Origin of the sequence: Caproicibacterium lactatifermentans, assembly GCF_013315815.1 — a bacterium.
Classification (GTDB): domain Bacteria; phylum Bacillota; class Clostridia; order Oscillospirales; family Acutalibacteraceae; genus Caproicibacterium; species Caproicibacterium lactatifermentans.
In genome coordinates, this window is sequence record NZ_CP046051.1 from 1,528,211 (window position 1) to 1,543,341 (window position 15,131).

The 15,131-nt window shown below is 53.0% G+C and carries 10 protein-coding genes; 2 read left to right on the forward strand and 8 right to left on the reverse strand.

The window, feature by feature from the left end; translation table 11 throughout:
• Nucleotides 1–11: 11 nt before the first annotated feature.
• Nucleotides 12–1,334 (reverse strand): C1 family peptidase, encoded by a 1,323-nt coding sequence (locus GJQ69_RS07535; RefSeq protein ID WP_086035333.1) that lies wholly within the window; start codon nt 1,332–1,334, stop codon nt 12–14.
• Nucleotides 1,335–1,595: 261 nt separating this feature from the next.
• On the opposite strand from GJQ69_RS07535, the gene GJQ69_RS07540 reads away from it, so the two are divergent.
• Together GJQ69_RS07540 and GJQ69_RS07545 are read left to right on the forward strand one after the other, a co-directional pair.
• On the forward strand, nt 1,596–2,048 hold the full coding sequence (locus GJQ69_RS07540) for an Lrp/AsnC family transcriptional regulator (protein ID WP_086036816.1): 453 nt from the start codon (nt 1,596–1,598) through the stop codon (nt 2,046–2,048).
• A 253-nt stretch (nt 2,049–2,301) separates the two neighbouring features.
• On the forward strand, nt 2,302–5,427 hold the full coding sequence (locus tag GJQ69_RS07545) for a beta strand repeat-containing protein (protein WP_174193416.1): 3,126 nt from the start codon (nt 2,302–2,304) through the stop codon (nt 5,425–5,427).
• A gap of 146 nt (nt 5,428–5,573) precedes the next feature.
• On the opposite strand, the gene GJQ69_RS07550 is transcribed toward GJQ69_RS07545, so the two are convergent.
• The 7 genes from GJQ69_RS07550 to GJQ69_RS07580 all read right to left on the reverse strand — a co-directional run bounded on the left by GJQ69_RS07550 (nt 5,574) and on the right by GJQ69_RS07580 (nt 15,096).
• Complete coding sequence (locus GJQ69_RS07550) at nt 5,574–6,179, reverse strand: ribonuclease M5 (RefSeq protein WP_236849670.1); 606 nt, start codon at nt 6,177–6,179, stop codon at nt 5,574–5,576.
• The gene (holA, locus tag GJQ69_RS07555) at nt 6,176–7,228 is read right to left on the reverse strand and encodes a DNA polymerase III subunit delta (RefSeq protein WP_174193418.1); all 1,053 of its coding nucleotides are present in this window, start codon (nt 7,226–7,228) and stop codon (nt 6,176–6,178) included. Before holA ends, GJQ69_RS07550 begins: the two co-directional genes overlap by 4 nt.
• Complete coding sequence (locus GJQ69_RS07560) at nt 7,228–9,447, reverse strand: ComEC/Rec2 family competence protein (RefSeq protein ID WP_086035329.1); 2,220 nt, start codon at nt 9,445–9,447, stop codon at nt 7,228–7,230. The genes holA and GJQ69_RS07560 overlap by 1 nt, the downstream gene beginning before the upstream one ends.
• A 14-nt stretch (nt 9,448–9,461) precedes the next feature.
• Entirely contained in the window at nt 9,462–9,989 is a 528-nt protein-coding gene (locus GJQ69_RS07565) for a phosphoribosyltransferase family protein (RefSeq protein WP_086036814.1), read from the reverse strand.
• A 101-nt stretch (nt 9,990–10,090) separates the two neighbouring features.
• A complete protein-coding gene (locus tag GJQ69_RS07570) occupies nt 10,091–10,429 on the reverse strand; it encodes a histidine triad nucleotide-binding protein (RefSeq protein WP_086035328.1) in 339 nt (112 codons plus the stop codon).
• A gap of 118 nt (nt 10,430–10,547) precedes the next feature.
• On the reverse strand, nt 10,548–13,178 hold the full coding sequence (alaS, locus tag GJQ69_RS07575; RefSeq protein WP_174193420.1) for an alanine--tRNA ligase: 2,631 nt from the start codon (nt 13,176–13,178) through the stop codon (nt 10,548–10,550).
• A gap of 310 nt (nt 13,179–13,488) precedes the next feature.
• Nucleotides 13,489–15,096 carry a peptidoglycan D,D-transpeptidase FtsI family protein gene (locus GJQ69_RS07580; RefSeq protein WP_086035326.1) on the reverse strand — a complete coding sequence of 536 codons (1,608 nt, stop codon included), beginning with the start codon at nt 15,094–15,096 and terminating at the stop codon, nt 13,489–13,491.
• Nucleotides 15,097–15,131: the final 35 nt, after the last annotated feature.

The window sequence follows — 15,131 nt, forward strand, 5'->3', positions numbered from 1 at the left end:
ATGCCTCCCGTTCAGTCCGCAAGCGTGCCCATCGGGTCCCACGGATTCAGGTGAATCGGTTCTGTTTCCAGCGCTTTCTTCTGGGCATCGGAAAGGTACTTTTTCTGAATAACGGCCTGATACACAAAGTTGTCAAACCAGTCGGCACTCATCTGATAATAGCCCTTATCGCCATGCTGGTCGCTCCAGCTGTTTTCAATCTTCCACTTGGTTGGCTTGCCGTTTTCGCCCAAATTGACACCGGTAATCAGCATGGCGTGGTTCATGGCACTCTCGCGGTAGTCCAGCCGGTCAGCCTTGCTCATGGTAAAGTCCATGCCGAATGTGTTGTCCAGGTCAATCAGCTGTGTGTTCCACAGGCCGTGCTCCCGGTCGCCGCGCTGGCCGACATCGCTGCCGAACCAAACCAGCTGGCCGTCCTTCAGCTGACGGACAATAAGGTCCTCAACCTCCTCCATAGGCAGGTTGAGGTAATGCACCGGGCTGCCATCCGCCACGTTGCCCAGATAGTCAACGGTGTAGGTGCGGCTGAACGGCTTATCCTCGGTAGGCGAATTGATAATACTCACATAGTTCCCGCGCAGGTCCAGCCCTATATATGTATCATAGAATTGCTTCGGGTTCATGCCGCGGACGATATTGTACTTGCCATCCCGGTCGACATACTCAAAATCAAACTGCTTCGGCGGCTCACCAAAGCACATGCACAGGAAGCGGTACATTTCCGCCAGCATAGCGGATTTCAGGCTGCGGGGATTGTCAGCCGCGCGCAGCTTTGCCGCGTACTGGCGCAGCTTGGTATTCAGCATATGGTTCATGTCCGCCGTGTTGCTGCTCTGGAACGTTTCACCCATAGCCGATTTTGGCACAACACCGTATTTTTCTATTAAGTTTACCAGCATATCCCACTGACCGCCGTCCGCAACGCCGGTCTGCAGTACAAAGGTCAGCAGACGGTCGTCCACCGGCCGATCCTTTAGGTCGATGATTGTCTCCAGGAAGTAATTGATTTTTTCAAATTTATCCCAAAAAGAAATATAGTTCTGGGACAGTTCAAACTTTTTCAGGCCGCATTTTTCGGCGACACGCTCGCGCAGCAGGTTCAGCGCGGAAAAAATCCAGCAGCGGCCGCTGTGCTTCTGGTTGGTTACCTCCAGCGTAGGGATTTCCACTGAATACTGGAACTGAGTATCCGGCATGGCGGCGCCGCAGTAGGCAAGGTCCTTTACGTTGTTTTTATACAGTGCGTTGGTCATGGCATGGCACAGCGTGCTGCTTTGGTAGGACTGGCTGCAAGCAACAGCCTCCTCTTTTGTAATTCCTTTAAAATTCATAGTCACAGGTCCTTTCCTTATCAAACATATACATTACAACGCGTTTTAGTATAGCACAGGCCCTGTGCGTTTGCAACGGACGCCACGCCGCGGAAATTTTGCAGGATACACAACAAAAAGCTTGCATTTTTCTTTTTCCTGTTTCATAATAATAGAAACAGAACGCAATGGTGCGCGCCCGCTTTGGGCTGCGTGCCATTTTTTATTGAAGGAAGTCCTCCGTACAGGGGACCGCAAATTTCGGAAAGTGAGATGATAGGTTTGGATAAAATTGATGCAGCCCTGCTGGAAAGCCTGCAGGAGGACGCTCGCACCCCAATTAAAACCCTGACCAAAAAAGTGTTTCTATCCGCACCGGCCATTTCTGCCCGTATTGAAAAGCTGGAGCGGCAGGGCATCATCCGCAGCTATTGTGCCGAGCTGGACCCCATCAAGCTGGGCTATCACATCAAGGCCTTTATTAACCTGCAGATGACACCGGACCAGAAAACCGAATTTTATCCTTTCATTCGCCAGTGCCGCAACGTACTGGAGTGTGACTGCGTGACTGGCGACTACTCCATGCTGATTAAGGTGGCCTACCCCAGCACCGCCGAACTGGACACTTTCATTGGGCAGCTGCAACACTTCGGCGTCACCTCCACCCAAATTGTTTTTTCCACCCCAGTGGAGTCCCGCGGTGTGCAGGTGGACCCGGAACTTGCTGGAAACTAGATGCTCTCTTTCATAATTTTCTTTTCCGGAATAATACAGGGATAGTTCACAAATATTACCGTTCACGCTTGACTTTACCATCCTATCATCCTATTATCCTATAATCTACATAAACGAATGGTCTTCGCCGGCGGAAAAGCGGCCAGTCAGCTGTTTTGCTTCGGGTGTTTTTTGTGCCGCGGCGGCCATGCGATACACTGTGGGTTTTCCCATGGTACGCAAATGCATACATTATTTAAGGAGGACAAAAGAAATGAACAAGAGACTGAACAAGGTCGCTGCGGTCGCCTTGGCAGCAGCGATGGTCAGCAGCGCTTTTGCTATGAGCACTGCTACTGCTTTTGCTACTGCACCAACACTGCCGACCGCGAAGGCACAGCTGGAAAACAGCACCGTCTATATGAAAAAGGGCGGCAACACCGCAGTTAACGTTACAAAGGCCGCTACTTCCAACCTGTTCAAAGAGTTGGATGCTACCAGCACTGCCGCTAACCTGAACATTAAGTCCGTCACCACAACGGATGGTACCGTTCTGGATACATCTGACATCACCGCGATTGATGATACGAAGGCTACCGCGACCGCTGACAACACAGTTGTAACGGTTGATAACGCCAACGGTAAATTCTCCTTTACTGAACAGAAAGCCGGCACACAGCAGGTTACTGTTTCCGGCCTGCAGTGCACCGCTGGCGGCAAGACATATAACTTGGCCCCAATCACCTTTGACATTGATTTGGTTGACACCGCAAAAGACGACGGTTATATCAGCACTGTCTGGTCCTCCGCCGAGACGGGTGCTAACATTGGTAACACAGTGGATTCCATCAACGTCGGCGGCAACGCTTATCTGTACAGCGAGACCGTAGCAGACGATGATTCTACAGACGCTTTCGCCAAACCGACCTACATCTCAGCTGCTGACAAGACAGCCAGCAGTGACACGGCTGTTTTGACTGTGGATACTAATAAGGCAACCGGTGTCGCTGTCGGCAGCGCAACCGCTTCCTACCTCTACAAAAATAAAAATAAAGATGTAAAGGAAACCAAGACTTCTCCTGAACTGTCCGTTACCACTGCTCCCGTTATCACTACTTATGATAATGTGAGTGCTATTAAGGCATCCACAACCAAGGGCTCCTATGATGTTACTTATGGCACCGATAAGAAGTCGGTTACCATGACCAACGACCAGCTGGCAAAGGTTACTTTGAAGTTGGCCGGCACAACTTCCATCCCTGCCGACACAACTTCCATCCCTGCCGGCACAACCATTGGCACCCTCGACATCCCTGCTGGCGCAACCATTGGCACCCTCGACATCAACGGCAACCCAGTTACCATTGACGGTGCAACCGTTAAAAAGGTTACCGATACCAAGGCAGACTCTACAGCAGAGGTCACTGTCACGAATACACTGGTTGGCACAACCGGTCACGACGCAGCTGTTTCCACAAAGGTGGACAGCATTGATACAAAGGGTGCTGTCAACATCGGCAATGAAAACGACGTTGCAACCACAACAGTCGGTTCTGTCAAGACAACTGCCAGTGCCAGCACTGTTGACGTTGACGTTAGCGCAAACAAGGATAAGGCCGCTATCCGCACAAAGGTTAATTCCATCACTGCTAACAATATAGAAATCAACAGCGCAAAGGCTTCCATTGGCGTCATCACAAGGGCCTCCACTGATTCCCAGGGTACGTTACAAATGAATAATTCTTCAAGCACTGAAGACATCATTCTTCCAGCAGTGGATGGTTACAATCTGACTGTTAACGGCAACACAACCGTTGCTTCCATTGCAGATTGTCCTTCCGCTTCTATTGCAAGCGGAAAGACACTCACGGTTTCCGGCAAGGCAACTTTCACTGGCAATGTTAGTGCTACCGGCGATGATAAAACTGGCACTTTGGCCATTGCGCCGAACAGCTTGACCATTCTGGGTAACGGAAGTGATGCCTTCACACTGAAGGTCAACGATGTAAAGAACGGCGATACTGCTTTCATGACCAAAGACAATGCTAAAGCTATTGCCTATACCAATGACGGCAATGACAAAGAGAATGAAAATAAGACTGCTTACGCAAACATCGTGACACCTGGCTACACTGCTGAACAAAAAGCAGGTTCCAAAAATGCTGTTGTCAGAGATGTTACTGTTGGCAGTCTGACAGACGCAACACAGGGCAGTAAACTGAACAGCAATGGTACCTATGACGTTGAGATTGTTTCCGGCGAAACTAAGCAGCTGGCTGTTAATCCATATCCGGCAAGCAGCTTTGGCGATAACTTCTACATTAACTGGAGCTATACTGGTGGCAAGAAGAATGCAGACTTTAAGCTGGGTACAGTCGGCGCCAGCGGCCTGACCAACACCATCACTGGTACTTACGATAAAAACAACACAACTACCAGCAAAACACAGCAGGTAACCGCACAGCTGTATAAGATGGATGAAACGACTGGTAACGCAGAACCAGTAAAGGGTAAGCCGGTAACTTATAACGTAACTGTCACTGATAAGAAGTCTGTTGCTACAACTGACTTCACCCTGACCGCTGACAAGAACGTTATCAAACCGTCCGAGTCCATGACTCTGACTGCTGCCCCGAACGGCGACAGCGCACTGACCGATGTCACTGCCAAGTCCTCCAACGACTTTGTTGCAACTGTTCCTACATCTGCTACCGATAATGCATTGAAGGTTACCGCAACAGGTAAGACCGGCACTGCCGTTATCACTGTAACCGCTACTCTGCCGGACGGCAGCAAGGTTTCCCACGTCTACACTGTTTCCGTAACCAACACACCGGTTGTCGCTATTGTTAACGGCAAGATTGTTGGCCCGACGGACATTGTAAAGGTTACCCAGAGCACCGCACAGCATGTTACCTTCATAGCTGCTGACGGCAAGAAGTTCACAGACTTCAAGTACACCGCCGGCAACGACAAGGTTATGCAGACCCGTGCATATCCGAGCAAGGGTTACACCTTGTGGGACGGTATGTCTGGTGACTATGGCATGTACATGAACGGTGGTGTTAAAGATGGTGTTGGCGATAAGACCGGCGTTTACGTGAATGGCCAACTGGCCTTCACAGTACAGGTTACCGACCGTCCGTTCCAATGCGACACTACCCAAACTGTAGATCTGAAAAAGGGCAATACTTATTGCTTTAAGATTACCCCGAAGACAACGGTTGATAACTTTACCTTCAACACCGCTAGAGATGCTGCTCTGACAACCTGCGGCCTGCAGAAGAACGCCGATGGTTCTTACCTCTGCAAGGTACATGGTACACAGACTGGCTCCTATGGTGTGTACATCACTCTGAACGGCCAGCAGTACAAAGTATTTGCTGTCAACGTGAAATAATGGAGTGTGTAACTTCAATTAAAACAAATCTCAACAAATTAATGTAGTTGTATTTGCGCAGCGGCGGTACTGGAGGGTTTCCTCCGGTGCCGCCGCTTTATTGCAAAAGAAACACCGCCGTTATATGAATGAACGGCGGTGTTTCTTTATGCCTGTTTGTCTGGAAAAAACCGATGGCACAGCTGGCACAGGTCCGCATAAGTGGTCAGGGTGTTCAGAACCTCCAGCAGTGCATTGGCGGACAGGCGCTCCGGCAGGCGCAGTGCCCGCTGTACTGCCCGGCGTTTTTCGGCGCTTTTCGTTCCGCCGGAAAGGCCCAGCTCGTAAAAATCCGTTTTGGTGATGGGGCGTTCTGGCAGCGGTGCGTCCTGCACCTTCACGCCCGCCTGCAAAAGGCACTGCCGCAAAATGGGCATCGGAATGCCCTCCACGCCCAGCTTGCCCTCTTTTCCCGGTGCAGACTTGCGCTTTTCCTTGCCGTATATGTCTGGAATATACGCCTGCTTCATCTTTTTCGGGTCTATGGCACCTTTCAGGTAGTTGCGTATCAAAAAGCCCGCCGAGTCGCTATCTGTTAAAATTAACAGACCGCGCCGGTCTGCCATTTGCCGCAGCAGTTCCAGCTGCTGCTGGTCACGGAAAATACCAAAGCCGTTTGTCACCAGAATGGGCGCGTCGATAAGCGCCGAGAGCTTAATTTTATCATACTTGCCCTCCACCACTACGGCTTCCCGAATTTTCAGTTTGTTCACGCGCTCTTCTCCCCTCTTGCAGCCAACAGCAGCCGTGCCAGCGCCTTTTCCAAAATTAGCTGTTCCGCCGTGTGGGAACCTTTCAGGTCGAGGTCCGCCGCCAGCAGAATGTCCAGACTGGCACGCAGCCTTTGTGTGGAAAGACCGTGCGCGTCCCGCTCCGCATTGGTCAAACGGAACTGGCGATTTTTGTACTCCGGAAAATACTTGGCTGGTTCCATGGCGCTTTCGCCGCTCTGCAAGGCAGTACGCACACGGTATAAATCAACATAAGCACCCGTCAGCACCGCCAGGATGCGAACCGGCGGCTCGTTCTGCTCCAGCAGCTGATTTAAAATCCGGTACGCCTGCCCGCTGTGTCCCGCCAGCAAGGCACGACTTAGATTGTACACACGTGCCTCCAAATTGCGCGTAACCAATAGGTCAATGGTTTTGGGTGCAATCGGTCCGCTGCCGGTGTAGGCACAGACTTTTTCCAGCTCGCCGTGCAGTGCGGTCAGGTCGTCACCGACATAGCGCACCATCTTCCCCGCGTCCACCCGCTGCAGCACACAGCCGCGGCGGTTTGCAGCCGCCACCAGCGTTTTTTCCAGCTCCGGCCGGCTGTGTTTCCGGCAGGCAACGCACGTTCCGGATTTACTGCATTCTGTATATAACTTTTTCCACTTTTTGTCCTTCTGAAACGGCGGGTCACTCGCCGCAAAGGACAGAACCAGTACCGTTGTGTCCGGCACATCCGCAAAAAGCTGCAGCAGCTTTTTGTTTTCAGACGGCGTGCGGCCGTCCAGTGACAAATCAGACACCGCCACACACTTGCGCGACGCCATAAACGGCAGCGCCTGCACCGCATCGTCCAGTGCGTCCGCGGCGGCGTCACCAGAAAAACACTGTAGATTAAAGTCCAGAAACGTTTTACCCGCCGCTTTTTTTATCAGCCGCTTTGCCCAGTAGGCGACCATATACTTTTCGTCCCCGTACAGGACATACAGCCCGGTTAGCGTGTTCGCTTCTATCTGCTTTTTTAGGTCGCTTTCCCTGCATTCTGGCATCAGTCATTCCTCCTAAACTGCACCGCGCCGGTCTGTTCCGGCAGCAGCACCAGGTCCTCTTCCCCGCCCAGCACAACCGGCAGTCCCCGCTGGGCGGGCGCATAGGCCTTGTATGTATTGGGAGCACCACATAAAATAGTCATATTCGACGGCAGCTGTGCCGCACCCTTTGGCAGACTGCTGCACACCAAAATCTGCGTACCGACAAAGCCGGCCGCCGCAGGGTTGGCGCTGTCCCCGCAAAAAAGGATGCTCAGCCGCCCCATACGAAGCTGTGTCACGCCGTCTGCGTATGTCAGCAGTACAGAATTCCATAGGGAGGCCTCTGACCTGCTGCCGGAAAAACAGCGGCAGTGAATTGCTGCCAGCGTTTGCTCCAACAGGCCATCCAAGACGGGACCCGGCGGCAAAACAACCTGCGGTGGGTTCCACTCTGAAATGACCGCTGTTGCCTGCTGGCTTTCCCTATTAGACTGGCTCAAAAGAACAACCATGTCCAGCTGCCTAACCTGCTCCCGCCGCAAAATGCGCTCTATGGCATAGCTGCCCGCCCCAAAACCGACAACCGCGCCATGCCTGCCATACGTTAAGATTGCGCTGACGCCCTCACTGCTGGCCGCAATCGTAATTTTATACTTTTGATAATTCGTCAGCTGCCAAATGTACCCGTTTGCAAACAACAATACCGCCGCAAGCAATGCGGTCAAACGCAACGGCAGCTCCTTCCGGCGGCAGCACAGCAGACAGGCCGCCCCAAAAAGCAACAGTGCGGCACCCAACCATAGCCGCACAAACCGATATCCGGTCGGCACCTGCGCAAACGGCAGGGATGCACACCATGCCGTACTTGCAATTAGGTAATGTGCCAGCCATTCAGTCAGCTTCCACAAAACAGCGGCTGCTCCGCCGAGCACCGGACAGGCACCCACCAGCACGGCCAGCAGTCCTGTATAAATCATTAGACTGGAGGGCGTGAGCACCAGCAGATTTGCCAGCGGTGAAACCAAAGAAAGTTCCTCAAATGCAAGCAATGACACCGGAAGCGTAAATAATGTGGCGGCCAGTGACATCATAAGGGTGCCCAGAAAATAATTCAACAGTTTCTTTTGTACTTTATTTTTGCTGTATGTCCTTACAAATTTCTGTACCGGACCTGTCCACAGCAAAATCCCCAAAGTTGCCGAAAAGCTAAGCAGCAGGCTGCAGTCAGCCGCAGCGAATGGGCTAAAGAGGCACAGCAGCAGTACCGCAAAGCCAAGGGAATTAAGGCTGTCCGCACGGCGGTAAAAGCACCTGCCGCACAGCATGATTAGGTACATAATACCACTGCGCACAACAGAAGGCGTAAAACAGGTGACGCCCATAAATAAAATGACACCGGCTGCGGCCAAAACGCTGCGCCCTCTGCGGGAAAGTGGAAGCAGCGACAAAAACAACAGGAGAAGCTGTGCTGCGGCCGCCATATGCAGCCCAGAAACGCTTAGCAGATGGGATACTCCCGCGCCGCGGAAGGCTTCTTCCACTGCATCCGGTATCGCTTGTTTTTCGCCGGCCAATATGCCGCTGACCAATGCATTTTCCGGTGACGGCAAATTCCATGCAACACTGTCCAAAAGGTACCGGCGGGCACTGTAAAACACACGCTTCCAAACCGGCGGAGAACCGGTATTCAGGGTATATGGTTCTCCCGTCTGGATATACCCCTGCAGCACCGTTTTGTGGGCCAGCAGTCGGTTGCGGTTGGAAAAATATCCGCTGCCGCCCGACCGATACAAATGTACTGTCCCCCGAAAATCATCAAATGTTTCCGCCGAAAACGACTCATTCGCCGACAGACGCAGCTCTTTCCCAGCCAGCGGTGTCTGCCGACTGCCACCGCAGCTAGTAACCGTCAGCGTATAAAACGCCTTTCCGGAAGAATAGTCCGGTTCTTCGGACACCATTCCCTTTACCAACACATTTCTGCCCGCATATTGCTGTACTGCCTGCTCATATGAAAAGCTCATCCAGCAAAAGAGCAGACAGGCAGCGGCCGCCGTAAAAGCCGCCGCAGGCAGAACACAATCCTGCCCTGTCCGTTTTTTGCGCAACAGCAACAGCAGCAGCCCGGCTAATAGACAGGCAGCACCCAAGATACCTGCCGCCTGTCTTCCCAGAAAAATAGAAACCGCCTGTGTCAGCAGATATGTAAAACCTACCAACGCAAGCGGTCGTTTCATTTGGAATCTCCTAATTATTTCTCATGTGAAAACATCGGCAGCGGCTCCAGATAAATAATATCCTTGCGGTCCTTTGCGTCCCCTTCCGCCAAAACAGAAGCACGGCCGACAATGTTGCCGTCAAAGCGCTCAACCAGTTTTTCCATAGCGGCCAGTGACTCGCCGGTGCTGATAACGTCGTCCACAATCAGCACCCGTTTGTCCTTCAGACCTTTATAGTCGTCCTCCGCCAGATACAGTTCCTGCATATGGTCGGTCGTAATGGAATTGACCTCCACATGAATCGGGTTGCGCATATACGCCTTGACGCTCTTGCGTGCAACGATGTAACGGCCGCAGCCCTGACGGGCCATTTCATAAGCCAGCGGAATGCCCTTTGTTTCCGCTGTGACCACCACGTCATGTTCCGGGCAGCACTTCAGCAGTGCAGCAGCACTTGCCTTTGTGATTTCCACATCACCCAGCATAACGAATCCGGCAATGTCCATGGTATCGCTGATGGGGCAGATTGGCAAATCGCGCTCACAGCCCGCGATGGTCATATGGTAATATTTTAAGCCATTGATTGTAACAATTTGATTCACAGGTAACCGGCCTTTCTCATCTTATAAGTATAAAATTCTGCTTGCTGACCTTCAGCCAGTCAGCCGGGCGGCCACGCCATTGGGCGCCCTCCTAACAGATGAAAATGCAGGTGTTTAACGGACTGACCGCCTTCTTCACCAACATTGCTGACAATACGCCAGCCGCGGTCCAAATGGTTTTCTTTCGCCAGCTTGGCTGCTACCTCAAAAATATGGGCAACAATTGCGCTGTTCTTCGGCGTAATTTCCTCCGCAGAAGCAATGTGTTCCCGCGGGATAATCAGCAGATGAACCGGTGCCTGCGGCTCCAAATCTTTAAAAGCAACGCAGAGGTCATCTTCATAAACACGCGTGCTGGGGATTTCCCCGGAAGCAATCTTGCAGAATACGCAATCCATGCTGTCTTTCCTCCTTTCCCCGTTTTTCATGACAAATGTTCCGCAAAAAAGCACTTATGCAGAACTCCCACCAAAATAATATTATAATCAGTTTTTGGAAAATGCGCAAGTACAGAATTCACTTTACCATATCTGCAACAATTCCCGCGGCGGCCTGCAGGGCTGTATCCAGCTTGCTGAAGTCACGGGCACCAGCCATAGCAAAATCGGGCTTGCCGCCGCCGTTGCCGCCGGCGAGCTGTGCCACGGCCTTTGCAATCTTTCCGGCATGCGCGCCCTGTTTCAGGGCCTGCTTGCCAACAGCAACTGCCAAATTGGCCTTTGCGCCGTTCACACCGGCAAAAACCGCCACCAAATCATCTGCACTGCTGCGGGCCTGGTCGCACATGGTGCGCAGGGCAGCCGCGTCCGCGCCGTTCACCTTTGCGGTGCAGACACGCACACTGCCAGCCGTTTTGGCATTGGCAAGCAGGTGTTCCACCTTCTGAGCTGCCAGTTTCGATTTTTCTTTTTCCAGCTCATTTTCCGTCTGCTTCAGCTGTGCGGCGACCTGCTCCGCGTGTTCCGGCAAATCCGCAGCATTGTTAAGTTTTAAGGCAGCCGCCGTACGATTGATGACGGAAAGGCTCTGGTTCAGTAAACGGCTGACACCGCGGCCTGTCACCGCCTCAATGCGGCGCACACCGGCAGCCGCACTGGTTTCGGAAATGACTTTAAATAGTCCAAGCTTCGCTGTATTGTCCACATGGGTGCCGCCGCAGAATTCCTTGCTGAAATCGCCCGCAGAAACGACACGCACAATTTTGCCGTACTTTTCTCCGAACAGTGCCATTGCGCCCAGCTTTTTCGCCTCATCAATCGGCATCTCACGCACTTTTACCGGCACTGCCGCCAGGATAATGTCATTGACCATATTCTCTACTTTCTGCAGTTCTTCCGATGTCAAGGCTGCAAAATGCGTAAAGTCAAACCGCACATGCTCTTCATTTACCAACTGCCCGGCCTGCTCCACATGTGTGCCCAGTACACGGCGCAGAGCCGCCTGCAGCAAATGTGCCGCCGTATGGTTGCGCATGATGGACTCCCGGCGCTTCCAGTCCGGCTGTGCTGTCACCGTATCGCCGACACGAATGGTGCCTACCTGTACAGTGCAGTGATGGATAAAGTTTTTGGCATGATTTTTCGTGGTATCCTGCACCAGCAGCACCGCGTCTTCCGCACTGATGGAACCGATATCGCCAACCTGTCCGCCGCTTTCACCGTAGAAGGTCGTTTTGTCGAGGACCAGTCCGATTTTATCGCCTGCGTCCACGGACTCTGCCCGTTTGCCATCCTTCACAATTGCCACGACTTTTGCCTGTACCGTCTTTTCGGTATAGCCATGGAACTCGGTTTCCGGCACACTTTCCAGGAGGTCACTTTCACCCGCCCAAGCATCTGCACCGGCGTTTTTACGGGCCGCACGAGCACGCTCTTTCTGCTCCTGCATACGCTTTTGGAAGGTATCCTCATCAACGGTCATATCGTGTTCGGCAGCAATCTCTTTTGTCAGGTCAATGGGAAAGCCGTAGGTATCGCTAAGCTTAAAGGCATCGTCACCGGAAATGACCTTATCCTTATTCTGCGCAATGATGTCGTCCAGCAGCTGCGAGCCCTGGTCAATCGTGCGGGAAAAGCTTTCTTCTTCTACGGAAATCAGCTTCAGAATCATGGCTTCCTTTTCTTCCAGCTCCGGATAAGCACCCTTATTTTCGTGGATGACCGACTCGGCAACCTTTGCGAGGAACGGTTCATGAACACCAAGCAAACGCCCGTGGCGAGCCGCACGACGCAGCAGACGGCGCAACACGTAGCCGCGGCCCTCATTGCTGGGCATAACGCCGTCACCTATCATAAAGGTTGCCGCACGTGTATGGTCGGTAATGACGCGTAGGGAAATATCCGCCTGCTTGTCTTTGCCGTACTCCACATGAGCAATGCTGCCGATGGTCTTCATAATGTTTTGTGCTGTATCAACAAGGAACATATTATCAACATTCTGCATAATGCAGGCCAGTCGATCCAGCCCCATGCCAGTATCAATATTCGGGTGCTCCATGGGCGGATAATGGCCATGGCCGTCACAGTTAAACTGGGAAAAGACAACGTTCCAGAATTCAACGTAGCGGTCGCAGTCGCAGCTGACACCACAGGTAGGTTTGCCGCAGCCGTGTTCCGGGCCGCGGTCAAAGTAAATCTCGGAGCAAGGGCCGCAGGGACCGGAACCGTGTTCCCAGAAGTTGTCCTCTTTTCCAAGGCGGACAATATGGTCCGGCGATACGCCGATTTCTTTGGTCCAAATATCAAACGCCTCGTCATCGTCCAAATAAATGGTAACCCACAGCCGGTCCTCAGGCATCTCCATTACTTTCGTGCAGAACTCCCATGCCCACGCAATGGCCTCATGCTTAAAGTAATCACCGAAGGAGAAATTGCCGAGCATTTCAAAGAACGTGCCGTGGCGGTCGGTAATGCCGACGTTTTCAATATCGCCGGTACGAATGCACTTCTGGCAGGTCGTTACACGGCGGCGGGGCGGTGTCACCTCGCCGGTAAAGTATTTTTTCATAGGTGCCATGCCGCTATTAATCAGCAGCAGGGAGTTATCATCTTTTGGAATCAGTGAAAAGCTAGGCAGCCGCAGGTGCCCCTTGCTCTCGAAAAATTCCAGATATTTTTCTCGGATTTCATTCAATCCCATCCACTTCATATTGCTGTTCTCCATCCTTTTATTCGTAAAATTTTGCGTTTATAGAAATAACAAAAAAAGAAAGGTGCCCCGTCCGCAATGGGACGGGAACACCCGTGGTACCACCCAAATTGCGCCTGAGGAGCGCCTCTCTTTGCCCTTAACGCGGGAAAACGCCGCCGCTCGCCGCGGGGAACTCTGGGCCGGCCGGCCGCCAGCAAAGAAGTCCGGCTTTCACCATATGCCAGCTCTCTGTACAATCCTGCTGGGGCTTCATGCCCTTCATCGTCTTTTCCTTATGGCATTATTATAAACAGGAAGACGAGAAATGTCAATCTTTCGGGTACAGTGTATCCGCAATGCGGCGGAAGATTGGGCCGCAGCTGACGCCGCCGCCGCTGCCGCCGTCCTCCATAATGACCACAACATACCGCGGCGAATCCACCGGAAAGAATCCCGCATACCAGCTGACTACGTCCTCTTTCCCCGCCGTGTAATGTCCGGTTTGTGCCGTTGCCGTTTTCACCGCTGCCTTAACATACTGCGGTTTTCCCGCGCGCCCGGTGCCTTTTTCGGCGCTCATCTCCATGCCGTCACGGATAAGGTCCGCCGTCCGCTGCGTAAAGGCCCGTGTGCCGGCCGGCTTTTCCGCTGGCACAACTATTTTCCCTGTGGCATTCGCAGTGCCCAGCGACAACGATGGCCGCGTATAAATGCCGCCGGAAGCAACAGCATTGACCATAGCTGCCACCTGCATGGGGGAAGCCGTCAGTGTTCCCTGTCCAAATGAAAAGTTTGCTAGCGCCCGCGGATTTTTGAGTTCCAGCAAACTCGGCAGCGTTCCGGCACCGCCGCAAAGCTGCGGTGCGATCTCTGTTTTCTGCCCAAATCCCAACCGCCGCGCCATCTGCAGAAAAGCGGTCGGCGGTACTTTCCGCATACAGGATACAAAATACGAATTGCAGGACTGTGCCAGCGCCTGCTGCAAAGTGATGCGGCCGTGCGATTCTCCGCCCGCACAGTGAAAGGCAAAGCCGCCGGCCGTTTCACTGCCGTGACAGGTATACACTGCGTTTGGGTCCAGCCCGTTTTCCAGCGCTGCCGCCGCGGCAGCAATTTTAAAGACCGAACCCACACTGCATGGTGCAAGGGTGCGGTCCACTAAGGCTCCATCTGCCTGCTGCACCGTTTTTGAAAGGTCCGCTGGGTCGAAGGACGGCAAACTGGCACTGGCTAAGATTTCACCGCTTCCGGCTTTTAGGATAACTACGGCGCCTTTTTCAAAAGCCGTTCCTGCCGCCGTTTCCGCCAACTTTTGCAGGCCACTGTCTATGGTCAGCACTTCGCTGGACGATGTGCCTGCCGCGGTGGAAGTGACCTGTGGCTGTTCCCCCGGCAGTGGGTGCCGCAGTGCATCCACCGTATAGGTAATGCGGGTTGTCGATGCGGCGCTGGAAAGGACCTTGTCAAAGGCTTTTTCGGCACCGCAGACACCGTGCCCGCTGCCGTCCAAATAGCCAACCAAATGCGGTGCCAGCGGATGTGAGGGACGGCGCTGCTGCTGTGGAAAGCTCAGCACACCTTCCCCTTTCACCCGTACCGGCAAATAGGTGAAAAATGGATACCCCTCTTTTAGCTGCGGATACAGTGCCTGCATTTGCTGCTTTGACAGTGACCGGCTAAGCGCCGCCGCCGACTCCCGCCCAGGCTCCACCGCTGTCAGATAGGTGATTCTACCGCCGGTCAACGCCTGCATATTCCGGTCATATACCGTACCGCGGCCCGCTGAAAAAGTGAGGGTAAGATGCTGCTGTGTGGCAGCCGTCTGTGCCAAAGTTCCCCGCCAAAGCGTTGCCTGCAGCAGCTGCGCCATACAAAAAGCGAACAGCAGCAGCATGACGCCCAACGTCCAGAGAACTCGTTTTTCCGTCTTCTGCATACAAAAAGCCCCCCGCTGAAAGTATTCCCAGCAGA

Excerpts from the sequence above, each read along its gene's own strand:
- GJQ69_RS07535 (WP_086035333.1), bottom strand. The coding sequence starts at position 1,334 with ATGAATTTTAAAGGAATTACAAAAGAGGAGGCTGTTGCTTGCAGCCAG.
- GJQ69_RS07545 (WP_174193416.1), top strand. The coding sequence starts at position 2,302 with ATGAACAAGAGACTGAACAAGGTCGCTGCGGTCGCCTTGGCAGCAGCG.
- holA (WP_174193418.1), bottom strand. The coding sequence starts at position 7,228 with ATGCCAGAATGCAGGGAAAGCGACCTAAAAAAGCAGATAGAAGCGAAC.
- GJQ69_RS07560 (WP_086035329.1), bottom strand. The coding sequence starts at position 9,447 with ATGAAACGACCGCTTGCGTTGGTAGGTTTTACATATCTGCTGACACAG.
- GJQ69_RS07565 (WP_086036814.1), bottom strand. The coding sequence starts at position 9,989 with ATGACCATCGCGGGCTGTGAGCGCGATTTGCCAATCTGCCCCATCAGC.
- GJQ69_RS07570 (WP_086035328.1), bottom strand. The coding sequence starts at position 10,429 with ATGGATTGCGTATTCTGCAAGATTGCTTCCGGGGAAATCCCCAGCACG.
- alaS (WP_174193420.1), bottom strand. The coding sequence starts at position 13,178 with ATGAAGTGGATGGGATTGAATGAAATCCGAGAAAAATATCTGGAATTT.
- GJQ69_RS07580 (WP_086035326.1), bottom strand. The coding sequence starts at position 15,096 with ATGCAGAAGACGGAAAAACGAGTTCTCTGGACGTTGGGCGTCATGCTG.